Source organism: Bacillus sp. Bos-x628, from assembly GCF_040500475.1.
Taxonomy (GTDB): Bacteria; Bacillota; Bacilli; order Bacillales; family Bacillaceae; genus Bacillus; species Bacillus maqinnsis.
Genome location: NZ_CP159358.1, coordinates 2311735 through 2330914 on the forward strand (window position 1 = coordinate 2311735; position 19180 = coordinate 2330914).

Annotated in this window: 21 protein-coding genes and 2 riboswitches; of the genes, 14 read left to right on the top strand and 7 right to left on the bottom strand. The window is 40.2% G+C overall.

From position 1 onward, the window contains the following. Positions 1-103: 103 nt before the first annotated feature. Both ABVJ71_RS11945 and ABVJ71_RS11950 read left to right on the top strand, forming a co-directional pair. Complete coding sequence (locus tag ABVJ71_RS11945; protein ID WP_353854197.1) at positions 104-358, top strand: ORF6C domain-containing protein; 255 nt, start codon at positions 104-106, stop codon at positions 356-358. A 4-nt stretch (positions 359-362) separates the two neighbouring features. After that, positions 363-734 carry a DUF1304 domain-containing protein gene (locus ABVJ71_RS11950; RefSeq protein WP_353854198.1) on the top strand — a complete coding sequence of 124 codons (372 nt, stop codon included), beginning with the start codon at positions 363-365 and terminating at the stop codon, positions 732-734. A gap of 38 nt (positions 735-772) precedes the next feature. Here ABVJ71_RS11950 and ABVJ71_RS11955 read toward each other — a convergent pair whose 3' ends face one another. Further along, positions 773-934 (bottom strand): hypothetical protein, encoded by a 162-nt coding sequence (locus tag ABVJ71_RS11955; protein WP_353854199.1) that lies wholly within the window; start codon positions 932-934, stop codon positions 773-775. Between the two features lie 255 nt (positions 935-1189). On the opposite strand from ABVJ71_RS11955, the gene ABVJ71_RS11960 reads away from it, so the two are divergent. From ABVJ71_RS11960 to ABVJ71_RS11980, 5 genes are all read left to right on the top strand, one after another. Further along, on the top strand, positions 1190-1843 hold the full coding sequence (locus ABVJ71_RS11960) for a type 1 glutamine amidotransferase domain-containing protein (RefSeq protein ID WP_353854200.1): 654 nt from the start codon (positions 1190-1192) through the stop codon (positions 1841-1843). 81 nt (positions 1844-1924) lie between these two features. Beyond that, positions 1925-2027: riboswitch (TPP riboswitch) on the top strand. An 86-nt stretch (positions 2028-2113) separates the two neighbouring features. Then, positions 2114-2800 carry a thiaminase II gene (gene tenA / locus ABVJ71_RS11965; RefSeq protein ID WP_353854201.1) on the top strand — a complete coding sequence of 229 codons (687 nt, stop codon included), beginning with the start codon at positions 2114-2116 and terminating at the stop codon, positions 2798-2800. Further along, entirely contained in the window at positions 2797-3396 is a 600-nt protein-coding gene (locus tag ABVJ71_RS11970; protein ID WP_353854202.1) for an ECF transporter S component, read from the top strand. The genes tenA and ABVJ71_RS11970 overlap by 4 nt, the downstream gene beginning before the upstream one ends. Next, positions 3371-4969: an ABC transporter ATP-binding protein gene (locus ABVJ71_RS11975; protein ID WP_353854203.1), complete on the top strand. Its 1599-nt coding sequence runs from the start codon at positions 3371-3373 to the stop codon at positions 4967-4969. The genes ABVJ71_RS11970 and ABVJ71_RS11975 overlap by 26 nt, the downstream gene beginning before the upstream one ends. After that, complete coding sequence (locus tag ABVJ71_RS11980; protein ID WP_353854204.1) at positions 4959-5693, top strand: energy-coupling factor transporter transmembrane component T; 735 nt, start codon at positions 4959-4961, stop codon at positions 5691-5693. Before ABVJ71_RS11975 ends, ABVJ71_RS11980 begins: the two co-directional genes overlap by 11 nt. 303 nt (positions 5694-5996) lie before the next feature. On the opposite strand, the gene ABVJ71_RS11985 is transcribed toward ABVJ71_RS11980, so the two are convergent. Further along, positions 5997-7118 carry a 5-methyltetrahydropteroyltriglutamate--homocysteine S-methyltransferase gene (locus tag ABVJ71_RS11985; RefSeq protein WP_353854205.1) on the bottom strand — a complete coding sequence of 374 codons (1122 nt, stop codon included), beginning with the start codon at positions 7116-7118 and terminating at the stop codon, positions 5997-5999. Between the two features lie 82 nt (positions 7119-7200). Further along, positions 7201-7315, bottom strand: a riboswitch (SAM riboswitch). 752 nt (positions 7316-8067) lie between these two features. Further along, complete coding sequence (pepT, locus tag ABVJ71_RS11990; protein ID WP_353854206.1) at positions 8068-9300, bottom strand: peptidase T; 1233 nt, start codon at positions 9298-9300, stop codon at positions 8068-8070. A 223-nt stretch (positions 9301-9523) separates the two neighbouring features. Here pepT and ABVJ71_RS11995 point away from each other — a divergent pair, with 223 nt between their 5' ends. After that, a complete protein-coding gene (locus tag ABVJ71_RS11995; protein ID WP_353854207.1) occupies positions 9524-9658 on the top strand; it encodes a hypothetical protein in 135 nt (44 codons plus the stop codon). Positions 9659-9882: 224 nt separating this feature from the next. Here ABVJ71_RS11995 and ABVJ71_RS12000 read toward each other — a convergent pair whose 3' ends face one another. Next, positions 9883-10230: a helix-turn-helix transcriptional regulator gene (locus ABVJ71_RS12000; RefSeq protein ID WP_353854208.1), complete on the bottom strand. Its 348-nt coding sequence runs from the start codon at positions 10228-10230 to the stop codon at positions 9883-9885. 204 nt (positions 10231-10434) lie between these two features. Between ABVJ71_RS12000 and ABVJ71_RS12005 the strand changes: the two genes are divergently transcribed. From ABVJ71_RS12005 to ABVJ71_RS12025, 5 genes are all read left to right on the top strand, one after another. Continuing rightward, entirely contained in the window at positions 10435-11424 is a 990-nt protein-coding gene (locus ABVJ71_RS12005; protein ID WP_353854209.1) for an asparaginase, read from the top strand. A gap of 29 nt (positions 11425-11453) precedes the next feature. After that, complete coding sequence (aspA, locus tag ABVJ71_RS12010; RefSeq protein WP_353854210.1) at positions 11454-12878, top strand: aspartate ammonia-lyase; 1425 nt, start codon at positions 11454-11456, stop codon at positions 12876-12878. 711 nt (positions 12879-13589) lie between these two features. Further along, entirely contained in the window at positions 13590-14015 is a 426-nt protein-coding gene (locus ABVJ71_RS12015; RefSeq protein ID WP_353854211.1) for a DUF5082 family protein, read from the top strand. 47 nt (positions 14016-14062) lie between these two features. Next, the gene (locus tag ABVJ71_RS12020) at positions 14063-14326 is read left to right on the top strand and encodes a YwqI/YxiC family protein (protein ID WP_353854212.1); all 264 of its coding nucleotides are present in this window, start codon (positions 14063-14065) and stop codon (positions 14324-14326) included. Positions 14327-14604: 278 nt separating this feature from the next. Further along, complete coding sequence (locus ABVJ71_RS12025; protein ID WP_353854213.1) at positions 14605-15030, top strand: DUF5082 family protein; 426 nt, start codon at positions 14605-14607, stop codon at positions 15028-15030. Between the two features lie 778 nt (positions 15031-15808). Here the strand turns inward: ABVJ71_RS12025 and ribD are convergent. Genes ribD through ABVJ71_RS12040 form a run of 3 tightly spaced genes read right to left on the bottom strand, consistent with a single transcriptional unit; the run spans position 15809 to position 18519 of the window. Continuing rightward, on the bottom strand, positions 15809-16900 hold the full coding sequence (gene ribD / locus ABVJ71_RS12030) for a bifunctional diaminohydroxyphosphoribosylaminopyrimidine deaminase/5-amino-6-(5-phosphoribosylamino)uracil reductase RibD (RefSeq protein WP_353854214.1): 1092 nt from the start codon (positions 16898-16900) through the stop codon (positions 15809-15811). After that, complete coding sequence (locus ABVJ71_RS12035) at positions 16887-17648, bottom strand: GTP cyclohydrolase II (RefSeq protein ID WP_353854215.1); 762 nt, start codon at positions 17646-17648, stop codon at positions 16887-16889. The genes ribD and ABVJ71_RS12035 overlap by 14 nt, the downstream gene beginning before the upstream one ends. Further along, on the bottom strand, positions 17605-18519 hold the full coding sequence (locus ABVJ71_RS12040) for a VOC family protein (RefSeq protein WP_353854216.1): 915 nt from the start codon (positions 18517-18519) through the stop codon (positions 17605-17607). Before ABVJ71_RS12040 ends, ABVJ71_RS12035 begins: the two co-directional genes overlap by 44 nt. Positions 18520-18697: 178 nt before the next feature. Here ABVJ71_RS12040 and ABVJ71_RS12045 point away from each other — a divergent pair, with 178 nt between their 5' ends. Further along, the gene (locus ABVJ71_RS12045; RefSeq protein WP_353854217.1) at positions 18698-19030 is read left to right on the top strand and encodes a helix-turn-helix domain-containing protein; all 333 of its coding nucleotides are present in this window, start codon (positions 18698-18700) and stop codon (positions 19028-19030) included. Positions 19031-19180 lie beyond the last annotated feature (150 nt).

Genomic DNA, 19180 nt, shown 5'->3' on the forward strand with positions numbered 1-19180 from the left:
TTTGATATCCGAATGAAATCATTATATAATAGAGACTGGAAGGTTTTTCTTTCAATTAGGACTCTTTTAGCTGTTAAAAAACAGGAAAGGATGAGCGTTACCAATGAGTTGTGTCACTGACAAGCAATTAAAAGTGATTCGAGGGACGATGCAGACTTTTTGCAGCCATTTGGAGTATGATGGGCATGGTAAGCTTCATATAAATACCATCATGGCTTTTCTTAAAAAGGAATTCGGTGTGAGGAAAATGAAAGATATTCCACAAAGTCGTTTTAGTGAGGCTTTAGATTTGATACAAGACTTTGATTTATACACCGATAAAATAAAAATTCATGATCGTCTACCAGAAAGGAGTTAACTAATTGAATGTTTTGGCCATGATTTTAGTGGGTATTGTAGCTTTTGAACATATTGTCATCATGTTATTGGAAATGTTTTTTATGCAATCAAATATGGCAAAGAGGTCTTTTCGGTTACCTGAACATTTACAAGGAGACCCAAATGTGAAAGTGATGTTTGCCAATCAAGGCCTGTATAATGGTTTTCTTGCTGCAGGACTCATTTGGGGGCTTATTCTCGGATCAAATCCAGTCGGATATATGATTCAGTTATTCTTCGTCATTTGTGTAGTAATAGCTTCTTTGTTTGGTGGCTTTACATCCAATAAATTGATTATTGTGAAACAAGGATTACCAGCTATATTGGCATTAGCAACGCTCTTATATGTCATGTAATCTCGATCATAAAAAAATGCCGCCACATTGGGCGGCATTTACTTTCGAAGGCTAATTAATCGAACAACTGATGTCAGACAGATAGCAAGGGCAACAGCCAAAATCACTTTTCCGAACAGGACTGTTGTTAATTTCATTAAAAATACGGCCAATATGATACAGAGTGTGATGATGATCATCACAATCGAATAGGTTTTCATCTCGTTTTCCACTCCTTTGAAAGTCTCTTCTAGGGTAAGAGGTTCTTCATGCATTTTTCATAATCATATGAATCAATGACAATTTTACATGAAATTCCCTTTCAATAGAATATGATCTATTAATTAGATATCATTTTATGTAAAATATTTTAGAAAATCGGGTATATTTAAAGACTTTATCCTAAATCTAATTGTTTGATATTTAATTGTACAAAATATAAAATGGTCACATGATGAATGGAAAGGATGATTAAATTGAGTAAGAAAGTTTTATTAGTATCGACAAGCAGCAAGGAAATGAACGGACATCCAACTGGTTTATGGTTAGAAGAATTAGCTGAACCATTTCATATTTTTAAAGAAAATGAGCTAGATGTACAAATTGTCTCCATTCAAGGCGGCACTGTACCGATTGATAAAAACTCAATCCCAGAAGGTGTTCCAGCAAAATATCAAGATGTGTATGAATTACTTCAAGACACAACAGCTTTAACAGATGTCAACCCAGCTGATTATGATGGCATCTTTTTTGCAGGAGGACATGGACCGATGATCGACTTCGCTTCCAATTCACTAGTAGCCGATGCGATCTTGGCTATTTCAGAGAAAAATGGTGTAGTCGGTGCCGTTTGCCACGGAGTTTCTGCCTTCGTTGATGTAAAAGGTCAAGATGGTCAACCATTTATTGCTGGTAAGAGAATAACAGGCTTTACGAACGAAGAAGAAGATGCCGTTCAGCTCACTTCAAAGGTTCCATTCTTATTGGAAACGAAGCTTCGTGAGCAAGGTGCAAAGTTTGAAAAAGGTGAAGCATTTGCGCCGTTTGCGATTGTAGACGGACAAATCATTACGGGACAAAATCCAGGATCAAGTGAAGAAACAGCACGTCTTTTTGTCAAAACCATCTAATATACAGATCAAAACATTGAATTAAGAAAGGCGGTTGACAGCCATTCGCCACATGTGTAGAGTAAAGATAATTAAATGACAAAAGTCCACTAGGGGAGTCATGTATGACTGAGACAAGAGAAATCTTGGACCCTTTGAACCTGATCTAGTTCATACTAGCGGAGGGAAGTGGAGCTGGACCTTGTCTTATTCATGATTGAATCGATAAGAAGGCCGCTCCATTTGGGGTGGCTTTTTCATTTATTCAACTGAAGAAGAGGAGGCTTTTTTATGACATTTTCAACGCAATTAAGGAAAGAAGCAGAGCCATTATTTGAAGCCATTTATCAGCATCCGTTTGTCAGGGGACTGGCAGCAGGAAAGCTTGAAAAGGAACAGATCATTCATTACGTCAAACAAGATGCAGAATACTTAAATGCATTTATTAAAATTTATGCGGCAGCGATCAGCAGGTGTACAGACAGAGAGGACATTGCCTTTTTCCATCAGCAGATAGCTTTTGTACTAGATAGTGAGACACATCCTCATCAAAACCTATGCCGAGTGGCAGGTGTGGAATATGATGATTTGCAAGGTTCTCCTTTGGCGCCAAGTGCTCATCACTATATCCACCACATGCTGCAAGTTGCTCAAGAAGGTACACTTGGAGAAATAATCGCCGTCCTGCTTCCATGTCCTTGGACATATTGGGAAATAGGTAAGCGGCTGATCTCAGACGTTCAACCTAATCCAACTCATCCATTTTATGAATGGATCACGTTCTATGGAGGGCTAACCGATTCAGTAACAGTCGAGCTCTGCAAACGGCTTGATCAATGGGCAGAAGAAGCAAGTAAAAAAGAGAAAGAAAAAATGAAACAGCATTTTTTCTTAAGCTGTCAGCTTGAGTATAAATTCTGGGAAATGGCGTTCACTGTGGAAGAGTGGCCAGTCCAACTGGAGGTGCATTCATCATGACGTGGAAGATGAAAGAAGTCGTCCTTGCTGTGATTCTATCTGTTGTGTGCGGTGTGATCTACTTAGGATGGTCCACTCTTTATTTACCGATTACAGCACTTGTTGGTCCAGCAGGAGGCAATATCATGTTTGGTATTTGGGTGATCGCTAGCCCAATCGTTGCTTATATTATACAAAAGCCAGGCGCTGCTTTCATTGCAGAAACTGCAGCTGCTGCAGTGGAATTACTAACAGGCAGTCATTTCGGATTGTCTGCGCTATTGATAGGTGTATGCCAAGGACTTGGGGCAGAAATCGCTTTTGCTCTTTTTGGCTACAAACGATATCACATGTGGATTCTCATGCTGTCTGGTGCCTTTGCGGCTGTGGGAGCCATGGCTTACAGTCTTATCGCCAATGGATTTGGTTATTACACGCCTCAAGTTTTACTCATGACACTTGTGACTCAAATCATCAGTGGCATGATACTCGGTGGATGCTTAGCAAAAGTTGTAGTGGATGCATTATCCAAGACCGGTGTACTGAATCAATATGCGATCATGAAGGAAAAACGAAACAAGGGTGAACAGCATGGATTCATTTCTCGCGTGCAGTAAACTCACTGTCCGTTTTTATGAGCAGTCAAAGCCCGTCCTCCAGCAGGTTTCCCTTTCTATTCAGAAGGGGGAAAAGGTGCTTATTTTAGGACCGAGCGGCTGCGGGAAATCCACACTGATTTCTGTACTTGCTGGGATCATACCAGAACATATGGAAGCAGATGTTCAGGGAGAAGTTGTTTTAAGAAAGCATACAGGTGTCATGTTTCAAGACCCTGATACTCAGTTTTGTATGCACCGGGTCAATGAAGAAATTGCATTTAGCTTAGAGAACCGTTCCGTACCTCGTGAAGAGATGGATGACATCATTCAGCATCTCATGCAAAAAGTACAACTAAATGTCGATCCGCATACAGACATTCAAACATTGTCTGGCGGCATGAAACAGCGTTTGGCTCTTGCTTGCTTACTAGCTTTAGAGCCGGAGGTACTGTTCTTTGATGAACCAACTGCACAGCTCGATCCAGCAGGGCGAATGGAGGTATTTCAACTGCTTCAGCACCTTGCAACTGATCAAGATCAGACCATGATTTTTGTTGAACATGTGTTAGATGGTGTCATCGAATGGATGGATCGAGTTATCTTATTAGATCATCAAGGTCATATTTTAGCAGATGGACATCCAAAAGACGTGATCACAACATATGAGGAAGAGATGAAAGCAGCAGGTATTTGGCGACCAAAAATATTTCCCGAGAAATGGTCAACTATCATTCAAGACCCATTTCATCCAATCAGTCAAACCCTCATTCAAACTTTTGAAGCAAGAAAACAGCAGTGTGAAGAGAAAGAATCAACAGATTACGAGACGTTTATTCGAACAGAGAAACTGCAATTAGGATACGGAAAAAAGTCGATCATGAGTGATCTTCATGTTGAAATGAAAGCTGGGAATTGGATTTCTGTGATTGGGGAGAATGGAAGCGGCAAAAGCACATTTCTCAAACATTTGATTCGTTTAGAACCAGTGAAAAAGGGTCACATTTTCTTGAAGGAAAAACATCTGAAAAAATGGTCTGACCGGTTATTATATGAAAAGGTAGGCTTTGTGTTTCAGAATCCAGAGCTTCAGTTTGTACAGGATACAGTGTTTGATGAAATCGCATTTGGTGGGAGACAGCGGAATTGGCCAGAATCAGATGTGCGAGAAAAAACGTATCAACTTTTGGAAGAATTCGGTCTAGCCAAACATGAAAAGGCACACCCATTTACTTTAAGTCTAGGGCAAAAGAGAAGATTAAGTGTCGCCACGATGTTGCTCTTCGATCAAGATGTATTAATCTTAGATGAACCGACATTTGGACAGGACGAAAAAACAGCGAAGGAATTAATCAGACGTTTGAAAGAGCGTCAACGTCAAGGGACAACCATTATCATGGTCACACATGATATGGAGCTTGTCGATGAGTGCGCTGATCAGGTACTTCTTTTTCATCAAGGGGAGCATGTGTATGATGGCACTCCTTATGATTTATTTTCGAATCGTGAACTTGTTGATTCTTATCAATTGAGAGTGCCATTGCATTATCAATATATGTTTGAAAGAAAGGAAGTGCTGACCATTGCAGAGTAACCACTCCTTTCTATCCACGGTAAATCCAGTATTGAAATTACTTGCTCATCTTCTTGCTATGTGTTGTTTGATGGCCATTTCAGATCCAAAAACAACTTTCATCATTTGGTTATTTGCTCTTGGGATCGGGCTTGTCTTAGGTGGATGGAATATCAGGTATCTCACAACAAGACTGGTTCCTTATCTACTCTTTTTCATTCTAGTGTTTTGGATGATGGCGGCTTTTGGCAAGGGGGATCATACTGTCTGGAAGTGGGCATGGTTTCATATGACAGAGGAGAGTCTAAGAAATGGACTGACCATATCTTTCAGAATGCTTGGCTTTGTTACATTTGGTCTCCTTTTTACGTCAACGACCGATTTGACTGCTTTTATGATGAGTTTGATCCATCAATGTCGACTTTCACCAAAATGGGCGTATGGTATGCTCGCTGGTTTTCGCTTTATCCCTTTGTTTCAAAGTGAATTGAAACAAATGAAGGCTGCACATAAAATTAGAGGATACAAGCAAAAAAGCGGCTGGAAGGCCTTTATTCGCTATGCAGTGCCCCTTTTTACACAAGGTGTACGAAAGTCAGAACGTATTGCCATTGCGATGGAAGCAAGAGGCTTCACGGGGACGAGAGAGCGAACGTATTACCATGTCATCAGCACATCCTGGATCGACTATATGTATCTTTTATTCATAGTGGTCAGTGTCCTATTATGTATGCTCTTTTTTTAAAAACACACCCACAATCTTTTAATAGAATGTGGGCTTTTTATATGTCTTAGGTCATTTGGTTGATATTGGATACATTACAGATTGTAATCGTTCATATAATGAACTGACGGTATTAGAGTGAGAGTTAATATTTTTAAACTTAATTGATGTCGCCTTTCGTTTTGGATAAATGGGTAAACATTTATATTTTCACTTTACCTCAAATGATATGTCGAAGAAATATAATCAAACAACTTTATCAAAGAAAAGAAAGAACCGTAAGCGGTTCTTTTCTTGGTTGTATCAGGCTTTAAGTAGATCGACCTATTCCCACACTTGGTCAGCAATCTCGATTACATGGCGCAACTTTTCCCATTGCTGTTCTTCTGTCAACAGATTTCCTTCTTCAGTGGAAGCGAATCCGCATTGTGGACTCAGACAAATTTGGTTGATGTTCACATATTGAGTCGCTTCTTCGATTCGCTTTTTGATTTGTTCAGCAGGCTCAAGCTCACCGTACTTTGATGTCACAAGTCCAAGAACGATTTGAAGGTTTGGATTTTTGACATATCGAAGGGGCTCGAACCCACCTGAACGCTCATCGTCGAACTCGAGGAAAAGACCATCCAAGTCTAAACCATCAAAGATCGTTTCTGCCGCCGCCTCATAACCACCTTCAGCCGCCCAAGTTGATTTGAAATTACCACGGCAAATGTGCATAGTGACGACTAAATCGTCTGGACGATCAGCAACGGCCTCATTGATTGTTTTAGCAAACGACTCACGGAGCTCATCTGCCTCACGACCAAAGGCTTTAATTTGTTCATGACCTTTTTCAGAAAAGAACACAGCCCATGCAGTATCGTCTAATTGTAAGTAGCGACAGCCAGCATCATAGAAGGCGCAAATTGCTTTTTTATAGGCTTGTGCGACATCATGGTGGAAATCATCTAAATGGTCGTACACACCTTCTTCTAGCTTCCCACGGAAAAAGAGCATATTTGGGCTTGGGATGGTCATTTTGGCTGTATGATCTCCAGCGATACGATGAAGGAAACGATAGTCCTCAATCATCGGATGATCTGTAAAGTCAATTTTGTCCGTCACTTTAATGCCTCGTGCTTTTGTTGTTGTGTTGTGGAATTGAATGCCCTGATCTGCTTCAAAGCCTTCGACTCCATCAAGCCCTTCAAGGAAATCAAAATGCCACCAAGCACGTCTGAACTCTCCATCTGTGACGACCTCTAGCCCAATCTCTTTTTGTTTTTCAACAATACGTGTGATTTCTTCATTTTCAATTTGCCGAAGCTGATCTGCTGTCAGCGTACCGGCTGTTCTTTGCCGGCGTGCTTCTTTGATGCGGTTAGATCGAAGCAAACTGCCTACTTGATCTGCGCGAAACGGCGGTTTTTTTGTTTTCTTTCCGATTGCTTGTACTTTAGTCATAGTGAATCCCTTCTTTCCTTGAGTTCAAAATAAAAAAGCCCTTCCTTTGATAAGGAAGAGCATCATATACTGTAAGATCTCTGCCTTATCTTCAAACAAGCACACATGCTTGTTTAAGGAATTAGCACCATTCTGTTACAAGGAACAGCGGTTGCCGGGTTTCGCAGGGCCAGTCCCTCCACCACTCTTAATAAGGTTACTTTTTGATTCAATTTTCTTAATAAACACAATTATTCAACCTTTTTGAGGAAAAGTCAATGATTTTTCAATTTATTTTTCTACATGAATCAATCAGCAATGAGGACACCGGCTAGTCCGACACAGAAACCGTGAGATCGTGATACTGCCGGCACCTGTAGCGATCATCCAGACTTCAGGTTTTCAGGTCACGATAAAAAGAAAACAAAGGGCTAAAATGATACTTATTTAGCCCTTTGTCCATTATCTGAAAAGAGCCACATGGGAGACTCTTTCTTTACTCTATACTTGTTTGGGTGCATTGTTTAAGGGGTGTTGGCGTTTGCCATTGTAATGGCGGCGTATACGAAAGATTTCAAACTCCGAGAGATCTGCATTTTTTCGTTTTTGGGTGCGGTTATCTTTTTTGAAAGAGAAAAGTAAGTAGCAACAAAGTGAAGCGATAATGAACAAAATGACCATATGACATTCCTCCAATTCATCCTATTCTTTAAGTATAGACAGGGTGAGTGATGTTTATAACTGAAAATAAAAAGCAGAAGTGACTTAGTTCTTTTGGTTTAGTACATCTGCTAATTTAGGTATAAAATACTGGTTGTTTTTAACTATTATATTTCCAATTATTTCATTCGTCAAGAAGAATTTTTCTGGGGTTGTCTTTATTAGTACGATTCAGTGTCATAAAAGTTTCAGAAAATTGTAAACTTTTATTAAAAAACCGTTCCCGAACAGGAACGGTTGTAAACATGTTTTATGCTTTTTCTTCAAATAAACGCGCAATTTCTACGATGACTTCTGTTGCTTTGAGCATATTTTCAACAGAGATAAATTCATATTTGCCATGGAAGTTCTCTCCGCCTGTAAAGATATTTGGTGTTGGAAGTCCTTTGTATGAAAGCTGAGAGCCGTCAGTTCCGCCGCGAATTGGTTCAATTATAGGTGTCACTGATAGGTTTTCCATCGCTTCATAGGCGATATCCACAATATGTTTCACCGGCTCAATTTTTTCTTTCATATTATAATATTGATCCTGAATCTTGAGCGTGATGCTCTTTTCGCCGTAGACAGCTCTTAAGTCAGTTGCAATCTTTTCAAAGAGTGCCTTGCGATTGTTGAATGTTTCTTTATCAAAATCTCGAATAATATACTGTAGCTCTGCTTCTTCCACTTCTCCCACAAACTTCGTCAAGTGGAAAAAGCCTTCATACCCCTCTGTATACTCTGGAGATTCATCAGAAGGAAGCTTGTTGTGAAAAAGCATCCCGATTTTAGCAGCACTGACCATCTTGTTTTTCGCTGTCCCTGGATGGACGTTGTTTCCTTGAATGGACACTTTCGCACCTGCTGCGTTGAAGCTTTCATATTGAAGCTCTCCAAGCGGTCCGCCATCAATCGTATAAGCATAGGAAGCGCCAAATGCATCGACATCAAACTTGTGCGGACCCCTTCCGATTTCTTCATCCGGTGTGAAGGCAACTCGAATCTTGCCGTGCTTGATCTCTGGATGCTGAATGAGGTAATGCATGGCGGTCATAATCTCTGCAATGCCCGCCTTGTTATCTGCACCAAGCAAGGTTGTGCCATCAGTGGTAATGAGCGTATGTCCTTGGTACTTTTGTAAATTAGGAAACTGTTTTGGAGATAAAACGATATGTAGCTCTTCATTTAACGTGATGTCGCCGCCCTGATAGTTCTCATGAATCTGTGGTTTCACATTCTTACCGGTGAAGTCCGTCGCTGTGTCGATATGAGCTAGGAAGCCAATGGTCGGTACTTCTTTATCTGTATTGGATGGTATTGTTCCCATGACATAACCGTTCTCATCCATTGTCACTTCTTGAATCCCGATTGCTTTCATTTCATCGACAAGCTGTCTAGCTAAGTTCAATTGTCCTTCAGTGGATGGGCAGCTTTCTTGATTTGCATCAGACTGGGTATCAACTTTCACATAGTTTGTGAAACGTTCAATCATTTCCTCTCTCATCTATACGTCACTCCTTTTGTAGAATACCACCATTTTATCATGTCTTGAATGCGCTTCATAACAAGAAAGGTTTTCACTGGAAAATAGAGAGGAAAAAGGCCTGCTTTGATTAGGTGATGTGCTGAATGGTTTTTTAGAGTGATTTTTTTGGTGTCTTTTTATTTATAATGAGAACATATAAAATCATCCATTTGTACGTTAAATTGGGAAAGGGGTGCGAAAGTTGGATTCAAGTCAAACGCTTGCGCTCACTCAAAAGTTTCAGGAAGCGGCTGAAGAGATTCGGCAGTGGAAGCGGAAATTCGAAAATGGGAAGGGCTTGAGCGAAAAAGACGAGAGGAAAAGAGAAAAGAATTGAGAAGGAATATAAAGACTATGGCATGTAACATTGCGGTGTTTTGAAAGGACCCGGATTCATGCTGTAGTGGATTATGGGAAAAAAGCATTTGAGCTAGCGGGTAAGGTGTGAAAGCAGTCAATGACACCATTGATCAAGCAAATCAGGTGATACATAAAGGGATAGAACAACTGATATAATAAGCATAAAAGAGAGGACCATGTGAAGGGTTCCTCTCTTTTATTTTATACTTTCAGAGTGTTTTTCGCCCGAATAAAGGCAACAAGCTGTTTGATTTCTTCATCGGTTAGTGGAACGCCATCTACGAGGACGGTTCCTTCTTTTGCTTCCGTTAGCTCAATTTTGATATCAGAGATGTTACGTTGGAACTCTGGCTCGTCCGTTCTACCAAGTAAAAAATCAATGGACGTATCATACAAATCAGCGAGCAGTTTCACTGCTTCAAGCGAAGGTCGTCGGTATCCAGATTCGTAACCGGCATAGGTGCTTTTAGCGATACCTAGGCGATCTGCCGTATGCTGGAGAGACCATTTTTTCTTTTTTCTAAGGGTGGTTAAACGATCGAGTATCATACATGAACGCTCCTTTATATACAAACAGTATATCATATTCTTATTAAAAGTGTACGCGTAATGCGTAACAGTTTCTTGATTAATTCGCGTTATGTGACTATAATGGCAATGACGGTACGCGTAAAGCGTATATTATAGAATAGCACAAGGGAACTTATCATATGTGTGACAAACGAAGTCATTTTACTGAAAGAGGTGGACCTGTTGAAGAAACTATTACTTTTAACCACTGGTGGAACGATTGCATCTGTAGAAAGTGAAAATGGTTTAGCTCCTGGTGTCAAAGCTGAAGACCTTTTAAAATATTTAAACGAAATTAATGCTGAGTACACAATGGACACGAAGTCCCTTATGAGTATAGATAGTACAAATATGCAGCCTGAATATTGGGTGGATATCGCAACAGCCATTTATGAAAATTACGATCAATATGATGGCTTTGTCGTCACCCATGGAACAGATACAATGGCCTACACATCAGCAGCTCTTTCCTATATGCTGCAAAATCCTGATAAGCCAATCGTGATTACAGGCTCACAAATCCCTATCACGTTTAAGAAAACAGATGCAAAGAAAAACATCACAGATGCGATTCGCTTTGCATGTGACGGCGTAGGCGGAGTGTATGTCGTGTTTGATGGTCGGGTGATTCAAGGAACTCGTGCAATTAAACTAAGAACGAAAAGTTATGATGCATTTGAAAGTATTAACTACCCATATATTGCATCTATTGAAAATCATCAAATTGAATACAATAACAAAGTAAAAAGAACATCCATGAAACCGTTTAAATTAGATGCGTCTTTGAATACAGATGTATGCCTATTGAAACTGCACCCGGGTCTTAAGCCAGAGTTTTTAGATGCCATCAAAGGTGTGTACAAAGGTCTAGTGATCGAAAGCTATGGCAGCGGCGGAATTCCTTTTGAAGGAAGAAACCTTTTAGAAAAGATCAACGAACTGTTAGATGAAGGCATTTCTATTGTTATCACGACTCAATGTCTGGAGGAAGGGGAAGACATGAGTGTGTATGAAGTAGGGCGTAAGATCAATCAAGAACTTGTAGCACGTTCAAGAAATATGAATACTGAAGCCATTGTGCCAAAACTCATGTGGGCACTTGGTAAAACAACAGATCCAAGAGAAGTGAAAAAGATTATGGAAACACCAATCGCTGAAGATTTAGTGATTTAACCTATTTTATAGAAAGCAGGTCATATGAAATGGTTCACGCAACTTATCGCTACGAGAAAGATTTCCTTGGAGAAAAAGAAATTCCAGCAGATGTGTACTACGGTGTCCAAACCTTACGTGCAAAAGAGAATTTCCCGATTACTGGCTATCGCATGCACGAGGAACTGATTAGAGCCTTTGCCATCGTCAAAAAAGCAGCAGCTCTAGCCAATATGGAAGTTGGACGCTTATATGAAGGAATCGGCAATGCGATCGTCAAAGCCTCTGAAGAAGTCATTGAAGGAAAACTGCACGAGTACTTTATCGTTGATCCGATTCAAGGCGGCGCAGGAACTTCAATGAATATGAACGCTAATGAGGTCATTGGCAACAGAGCCTTAGAGATAATGGGACATCAAAAAGGTGAATACATTCATCTAAGTCCCAATACGCATGTCAACATGTCACAATCGACAAACGACTCATTTCCAACCGCTATTCATATTGCGGTGCTCAAGCAGTTAGACATTCTACTTGAGACGATGCAAGCAATGCAGGATGTGTTTCAAAAGAAAGCAAACGAATTCGATCATGTGATCAAAATGGGGCGAACGCATTTACAGGATGCTGTTCCAATTCGTTTAGGACAAGAATTTGAAGCATATAGCCGCGTAATAGGGCGTGATATCAAGCGTATTCATCAATCAAAGCAGCATTTATACGAAGTGAATATGGGTGCTACAGCCGTTGGAACTGGTTTAAACGCAGACCCTCGCTATATTGAGATTGTGGTGAAGAAACTCGCTGATATTTCTGGATTACCTCTTGTTGGGGCAGATCACCTTGTTGATGCGACTCAAAATACAGATGCTTATACAGAAGTATCCGCAGCTTTAAAAGTATGTATGATGAACCTGTCTAAGATTGCCAACGATCTTCGTTTAATGGCATCTGGTCCCCGTGCAGGTCTTGCTGAAATTGCACTGCCTGCCCGTCAGCCTGGATCATCTATTATGCCGGGGAAAGTGAATCCAGTCATGGCTGAACTCATTAACCAAATCGCTTTCCAAGTCATTGGGAATGATCATACCATCTGCCTCGCTTCTGAAGCAGGTCAGCTTGAGTTAAATGTGATGGAACCTGTTTTAGTCTTTAACTTGCTGCAATCTATTAGTATCATGAATAACGGATTCCGTTCATTTACTGATCATTGCCTGACTGGTATTGAAGCAAATGAAAAACGTTTGAAAGAATATGTAGAAAAGAGTGCAGGTGTGATCACTGCAGTAAACCCTCATTTAGGTTATGAAGTAGCTGCAAGAATTGCTAGAGAAGCGATTTTAAAAGGTCAATCCATCAGAGATCTCTGCTTGCAGTATGATGTACTAACGGAAGAAGAACTTGATATTATTTTAAATCCTTACGAGATGACAAAGCCTGGTATTGCGGGTCAAGAGCTGCTTGAGCGGCAATAATATCAAAAATTTAATTTTTCTAAATGACGAATTGCCTGTGAAAAAGAGAGAAGCAGGCAATTCGATTTCGTTCAATGGACGCACTCTTTCACAATAATTTGAAAACGCTTAACAGACGAACAAAGGAAGGAAAAAAATGAAATCACCACGTCTACTGTCTTTGATAGAAGTCGTGTCTGTGCTTGGTTTGTTTTTCGCAAACGTTTTATCATTTACTCATTATTCACCGTAATATTTTCTTATTAGCTACACTTGTGATATGTGCCATTATGTCTATTGCAACAGGGGCTTCTTGAGGCGTGTCCACATTCGAGGTTAAGCTTTGTTACAATGGGTCTTGCGATTATTTACGGGTACACAGGTCAATTCATTTGGATCAACAAATAGAGAAGAATCGGCCCCGTATAAGCCGTTTGAAAAAGTAAGTCACTCCTGATCGAGTGGCTTTTTATTGTCCTAGGACTTGATAACTATTCGTTATACATAGAAGGGGAATGTGATTTTAGACCCCCTATAAATAAGGGCTAAAGGTGTAGCGTATGGCAGATTAAAAGCATATTTATGACAGAATAAGAGTATAAATACCTATTTAAACATGAGTCTTTGAACCTTATAATAACAATATTGGAAAAAGTGCTATTCACCATTGCGCTCGTTTAGATCTATCTCTAAGCAGCGTTTTTATTTTTTAGACAGGAGGGAGGAACCCTTATGAGCTTATCGGACATGCTTTCTGCCCTTAACGGTGGTATCTCAAGTAAACAAACAGAAATAGAAGAGAAAATAGCTCGACTAAAAAAAGCGAAAAGCAATGTGGAGAAAGAACAAGATGCGGCAGAAACAGACTTAAAGCAAATCAAGCAGCCAAAGCTTGGGACCTCTTGGAAAGGTGAGAGAAGCCAAGATTTCAATTCAGAGCGAAATGAAGCACACAATGCGCTACAAACGATCGTAAATGAACAATATCCTCGTTATGTAAGCCGTATCGAGTTTAAGATCAGTACATTAGAAGCCGAACTAGCAACGTTATCCTTTGCCAGTTCCTTAGCTGGAGATGCGGCACGTCTTGCTGAAAAAGGGGAAGACGCAGTGGAAGATGCAAAACGTTTGATCTCAAAAGCATGGAGTAGCTTGTAGAGCTACTTTACTAGCGGTTACATGAACAAATTTGGAGGATATCATAAATGGGACAAATTAAGTTAAACAATCAATTAGTCATGGGAAAACTAGATGAAGTCACGCAAGCAGTAGAAGCCTTAATGATGAAAAAAGCATCAGATAAAGTTGGTGAAAACAGTTTGGAGTTTGTGTCAAAGTGGACAGTGCGTGAAGCTAAGATCAATGAAACGGTCTCTGCTTTTAAGAAGGCCCTCATCAAAAATGTCCAAGATACACGCTCCAATGTGAAGACCTTAAAAGAACAAGACGAAGCGATTGCTGCAAAATAAAGCAGGACACATTCATTCATTTTTGACATGAAGTGAAATGATAAATATAGACCTAAAGACTTATATAAGATTCGTGTTTTATGGCTTTGATTTATTCCTTTTCCCTTCCAAAAATCTCGTTAAAAGGAAACCTTTTTCCTATTTGAGACTAAGGCTTTTCGCCTTATACTATAACAGGAAGCGAACGATAGAAATCAATAGAAAAAGTAGGTGCGCTTGCTAGATTCAATTGTTTCTTACGGAGTGCTTTCGTAAGATGTCCAATAGAGGTGGATGACATGAATTTATCCGAGATGCTTCATCATTTGCATATGGGGATTGAAAACAAACGTGCGGAATTTGACGAAATGATCTCTCGGCTAAAGACAGCAAAAAGCAATATTCGTACAGAACAAGGTCTTGCGCAGTCAGACATAACGGAAATTGAGAAGCCTGCTCTTGATTCGTCATGGAAGGGTAAAAGGGGAGCAGACTTTCATTGCCTTCGGAAAGAGGCCTACAGTGCCATGCATCACATTGTGAACAATGAGTATGAACAATACATCACTGAAATTGACCAAAAAATCATGCACTTTGAATTGAAGAAAATGGAGCTTGCTGTCGCAAGTAACTTTGCGGGTAGAGCCCAGGATGTCATGGAAAAGGGCGAAGATTTTGCAATGGATGTAAAACAATTGATTGAACGGGGCTGGAAAGCTCTTTAATGAAATAAATGGGCAGCCGTCTATAGTGGACGGTTGTTTTTTCATGTTTCTCATCTTTTGTCACATCTACCGCCGCCAATACTATCTCCATTACATGAAGCGTCGTGTGCAAGATGGTGCATTGTTTGGTCTGTACATAATGAAAATGATTCTGATCAGATAAGGAAATTCTTCATTTGGTCTTAAGAATGATCTGATTAAAAGGATGAACAACAAGAGAATACAGCCGATAAAAAAGATAGTAAACATGTGATCTCTCCGCATAATTGCTTCTATACATGTGATACGATTAAAAAGAATAGAAGTTCCGATCACTTCTTCATAAAAGTATGGTTGAGTCTGTTATCATCACACATACAGAAAGAGAAGGATAATTTATAAATGATAAGGAAAAATATTTTTTTATTGTCGGCATTACACCGAGTCTTTCACCAGAAAGCTTTGGCAGGCTGGTGAGGGGAATTCTTAGATTTTAGATCATAAATGTTCCACATGAAACATTTTACGACAAGTTTCACTATAACGAATCAATCGTTCAAATCAACTCCCCTTTTACATCAAATACGTTTTTACTAAATCAGAAACAGAAAATAATTAATCCCTTTAATCGACAATTTTTTTCACCTCAAAAATAAGTTTTTTATGATCAAGATAAATTGTAGTGATCCCCTATAAATTGTTTCCTTGCAATAGGATTTTTTATTTCAAGTGACTATTGCTAGGTTTTTCACCATTTAAATAAAAGAGCTTGTAGACAAAATCTACAAGCTTTTGTTGTTCATTGATAAACGGGATAACCTGTTATTTTGATATCTTTCCCCAATTGTTCAATGGTGAGCTGATCAAGTTCAATCGCATCACTCATCAGGCTTATGCCTTCGCCTCCGAAAAAGGAAGGGGATTGTTGTCCGCCGATGAGTTTAGGTGCCATGTAGATGACAAGTTTATCAACGAGCTGCTGCTCTAAAAATGAAGCATTGACTTGTCCGCCGCCCTCAATCATCAGTGAGGAGATGTTCTTTTCTCCAAGCACCTGCAGTACGTCCTGTAAAAGCACTCGATGCTCTCCACCTGTCATAAAGACCTTTACGCCAGTTGCTTCTAGTGCTGCTCGTTTCTTCTCATCAGCTCGCTTCGTTGTAAAAATCCATGTAGGGGCAAGCTGATCGGTAACGACCTTTGCCGTTGGCGGTGTGGAGAGTGTAGAGTCTAAAATGACCCGTATCGGATGATGCCCATTTGGAATCCGAGCGGTTAAAGATGGATCATCATGAATAACGGTATTGGCACCAACCAAAATCGCATCATTGATACTGCGTATGTGGTGAGCGTCATAACGTGAAGCCTCTGATGTAATCCATTTGCTGTCAGAAGTAGCCGATGCAATTTTCCCATCTAGTGTGATGCCCGCTTTTAACGTCACGAAAGGTGTTTTCTTCGTTATAAAATGATTAAACACTTCATTCATATGGATGGATTCCTGCTCACATACACCTGTGATGACTTGAATGCCTGCCTCTTGTAAAATAGCGATTCCGCGACCAGCTACAAGTGGATTAGGGTCGAGTGCCGCAACCACAACAGTTTTGACACCGGCTTTTACAAGTGCTTCAGCACAAGGACCTGTGCGCCCATGGTGTGAACAAGGCTCTAGTGTCACATAAATCGTTGCCCCTTTTGCTTTTTCTCCAGCCATTCTAAGTGCATGAATTTCAGCGTGGGGTTCGCCGGCTTTCATATGAGCACCGACGCCCACAATCTCATTATTTCGCACAATCACAGCCCCAACAAGCGGATTCGGTGATGTCTGTCCTCTCATCGCCTGTGCATTTTCAAGGGCCAGCTTCATATATCGCTCATGATGTGGCAATTGTACGCACCTCTTGATCCGCTTTTATGTGACCTGAGCGGTTAATTTTTGTTTGCAAGTATTTTTCATTGAATTCTGAAACATCCCCCCAAAGCGGAATACGTCCAGAAAGTGAGAGGCCTGCATGACTGATGGCATCTGTTTTTTTCGGATTATTTGTAATGAGTCTCACTGGTTTTGTGCGCAAAGTTTGAAGGACGGCGATCGCTTCTTCATATTGACGTGTATCATCCTCAAAGCCCAGCGCTTCATTTGCTTCCACTGTGTCATAACCATTTTCTTGAAGAATATAAGCCATGGCTTTGCTGAAAAGACCAATGCCGCGACCTTCATGGTTGGCTAAATAAAATAATGCACCAGCGCCATTTTCCTCAATCATGCGCATTGATTGTTTCAATTGGAATCCACAATCGCAACGTTTGCTCCCGAAAATATCGCCAGTATGGCAGATGGAGTGCATGCGAATGAATGCTTCGTCGGCATTTTCGAAATCTCCATATACAAGGACGCTAGATTGCTGGTGATCTGCCAGCTGTCGAGAAGAGAGGCTTTCAATGAGAGCTTCATCTGACAAAGCTTCTTTTCCCTCGTCCTTTAACCAAGAATACCATTTGAACATAACTGTTCTGCCGTCCAAGTTGATTGGCAGTTGAATAGGTCCAGTGATATATATATAACCATCATCTTGTTGTACTCGTTTGATTTTATCTTTTAAAATGGCTGTTTTCAGATCTGTCTGTTTGTCCATGTTCTGCACCTTCTTTTTTGTCTATTTCTTCAATCTGTAAACGAACGCGAATGCCAAATGGATCAACAAATTCGTTACTTTTTTCTATCGTTTCTACGTGAATGCCTGCTTCTGTCAGACGCTCTACGACGGATTGTCTGTCTGTTTCTTGTGGAAAAATGAGCGTATAGCTTCTAATCCCTGAAAAACTTGGATCAATGGCTCCTTTTCTTCCGCCTCCCCATGCATTAAAGGCAAGGTGGTGATGATACACACCATATGCGATAAATAGACTCGCTGGCGGAGCCATTCGGATATGAAAACCGAGCGTGTCCACATAAAATGTATTGGCTTCCTCTGGATTGAGATGGAAGTGCAAATGTCCCATGACTGTGCCAGCGGGGAGTCCTTCCCATGTGGAATCGGCTGCTTCTTGCATGAGACCATCTCCATCAAGCGGTGCATTTCCGCCACCTTTCAGTTCTCCATTTTCGCCTAACCAAATGTCCTTAGGGCGGTCAGCATATATTTCAACACCAATGCCGTCAGGGTCACTTAAATAAATGGCTTCACTGAAATAGTGATCGCTTGCTCCAATTAAAGGATAGCCTTTTTTGATCACATGTGCCAGCCATGTGCCTAGGTTTTTTCTGGCAGGTAATAAAATAGCTAAATGATAAAGCCCTGGCTCATGATCAGGCTTCTTCTTCAAATGCACGTCTTCTTTAAGGAGGAGAATAGGTTCCTTTGCATTGTTTCCAAGTGTGATAGTTGAATCTGTTTGTTCTAATAACGTGAATCCTAAAATCTCTGTATAAAAAGGCAAGGAACGCTCAAAGTTGGAAACATGTAATTCTGTTAAACCTAATGTTAACTCCTCAATCATATTCAAGCCCGGTCATCTCCCTCATGTGATATGCATTGGCATGTTTAAATGTTTTTAAATAGCTATTGTAAATGTATACCTTGTTACTTTTAGTAACTAAACTATATAATAGTTAGTGACTTATTTCAAGTAATTAATTATGTTATAATGAAAAAAAGTGGAGAAAAGCAGGAGGGAGCAAGAAATGCCTCAAGTAGACAGATGTCCAATTACAGATGCTATGGAGATTCTAGGGAAGAAATGGGTGATTCTGATCATCAATCAGCTTCTGACAGGACCCAAACGGTTCTGCCAGTTGGAAAACGAAATGAAAATTAGCGGACGACTATTATCCGAAAGGCTGAAGGATTTAGAAGCTGAAGGACTCGTTGAGAAAAAAGTATACCCAGACATTCCGGTGCGGATTGAGTATGAATTAACGGAGCAAGGAAAGAAAGTTGAACCTGTCATCCAAGAAATGTATTCATGGTCTGTGGAGAGGCAAAAAAGCAGAAAAGGCGAACACTTGCCTTCTTAATCAATTTCGATCAGTCATACTGATCGAAATTTTTTTGTGCGATGTTCCAGAATTCTAAGTCAATTTTTCCATGAATTATGATTGGACAGATTGCTTAAAAACAATGTGTGTATCAAATCATCAGCGAAATACAGACATCTTTGCCGCTTT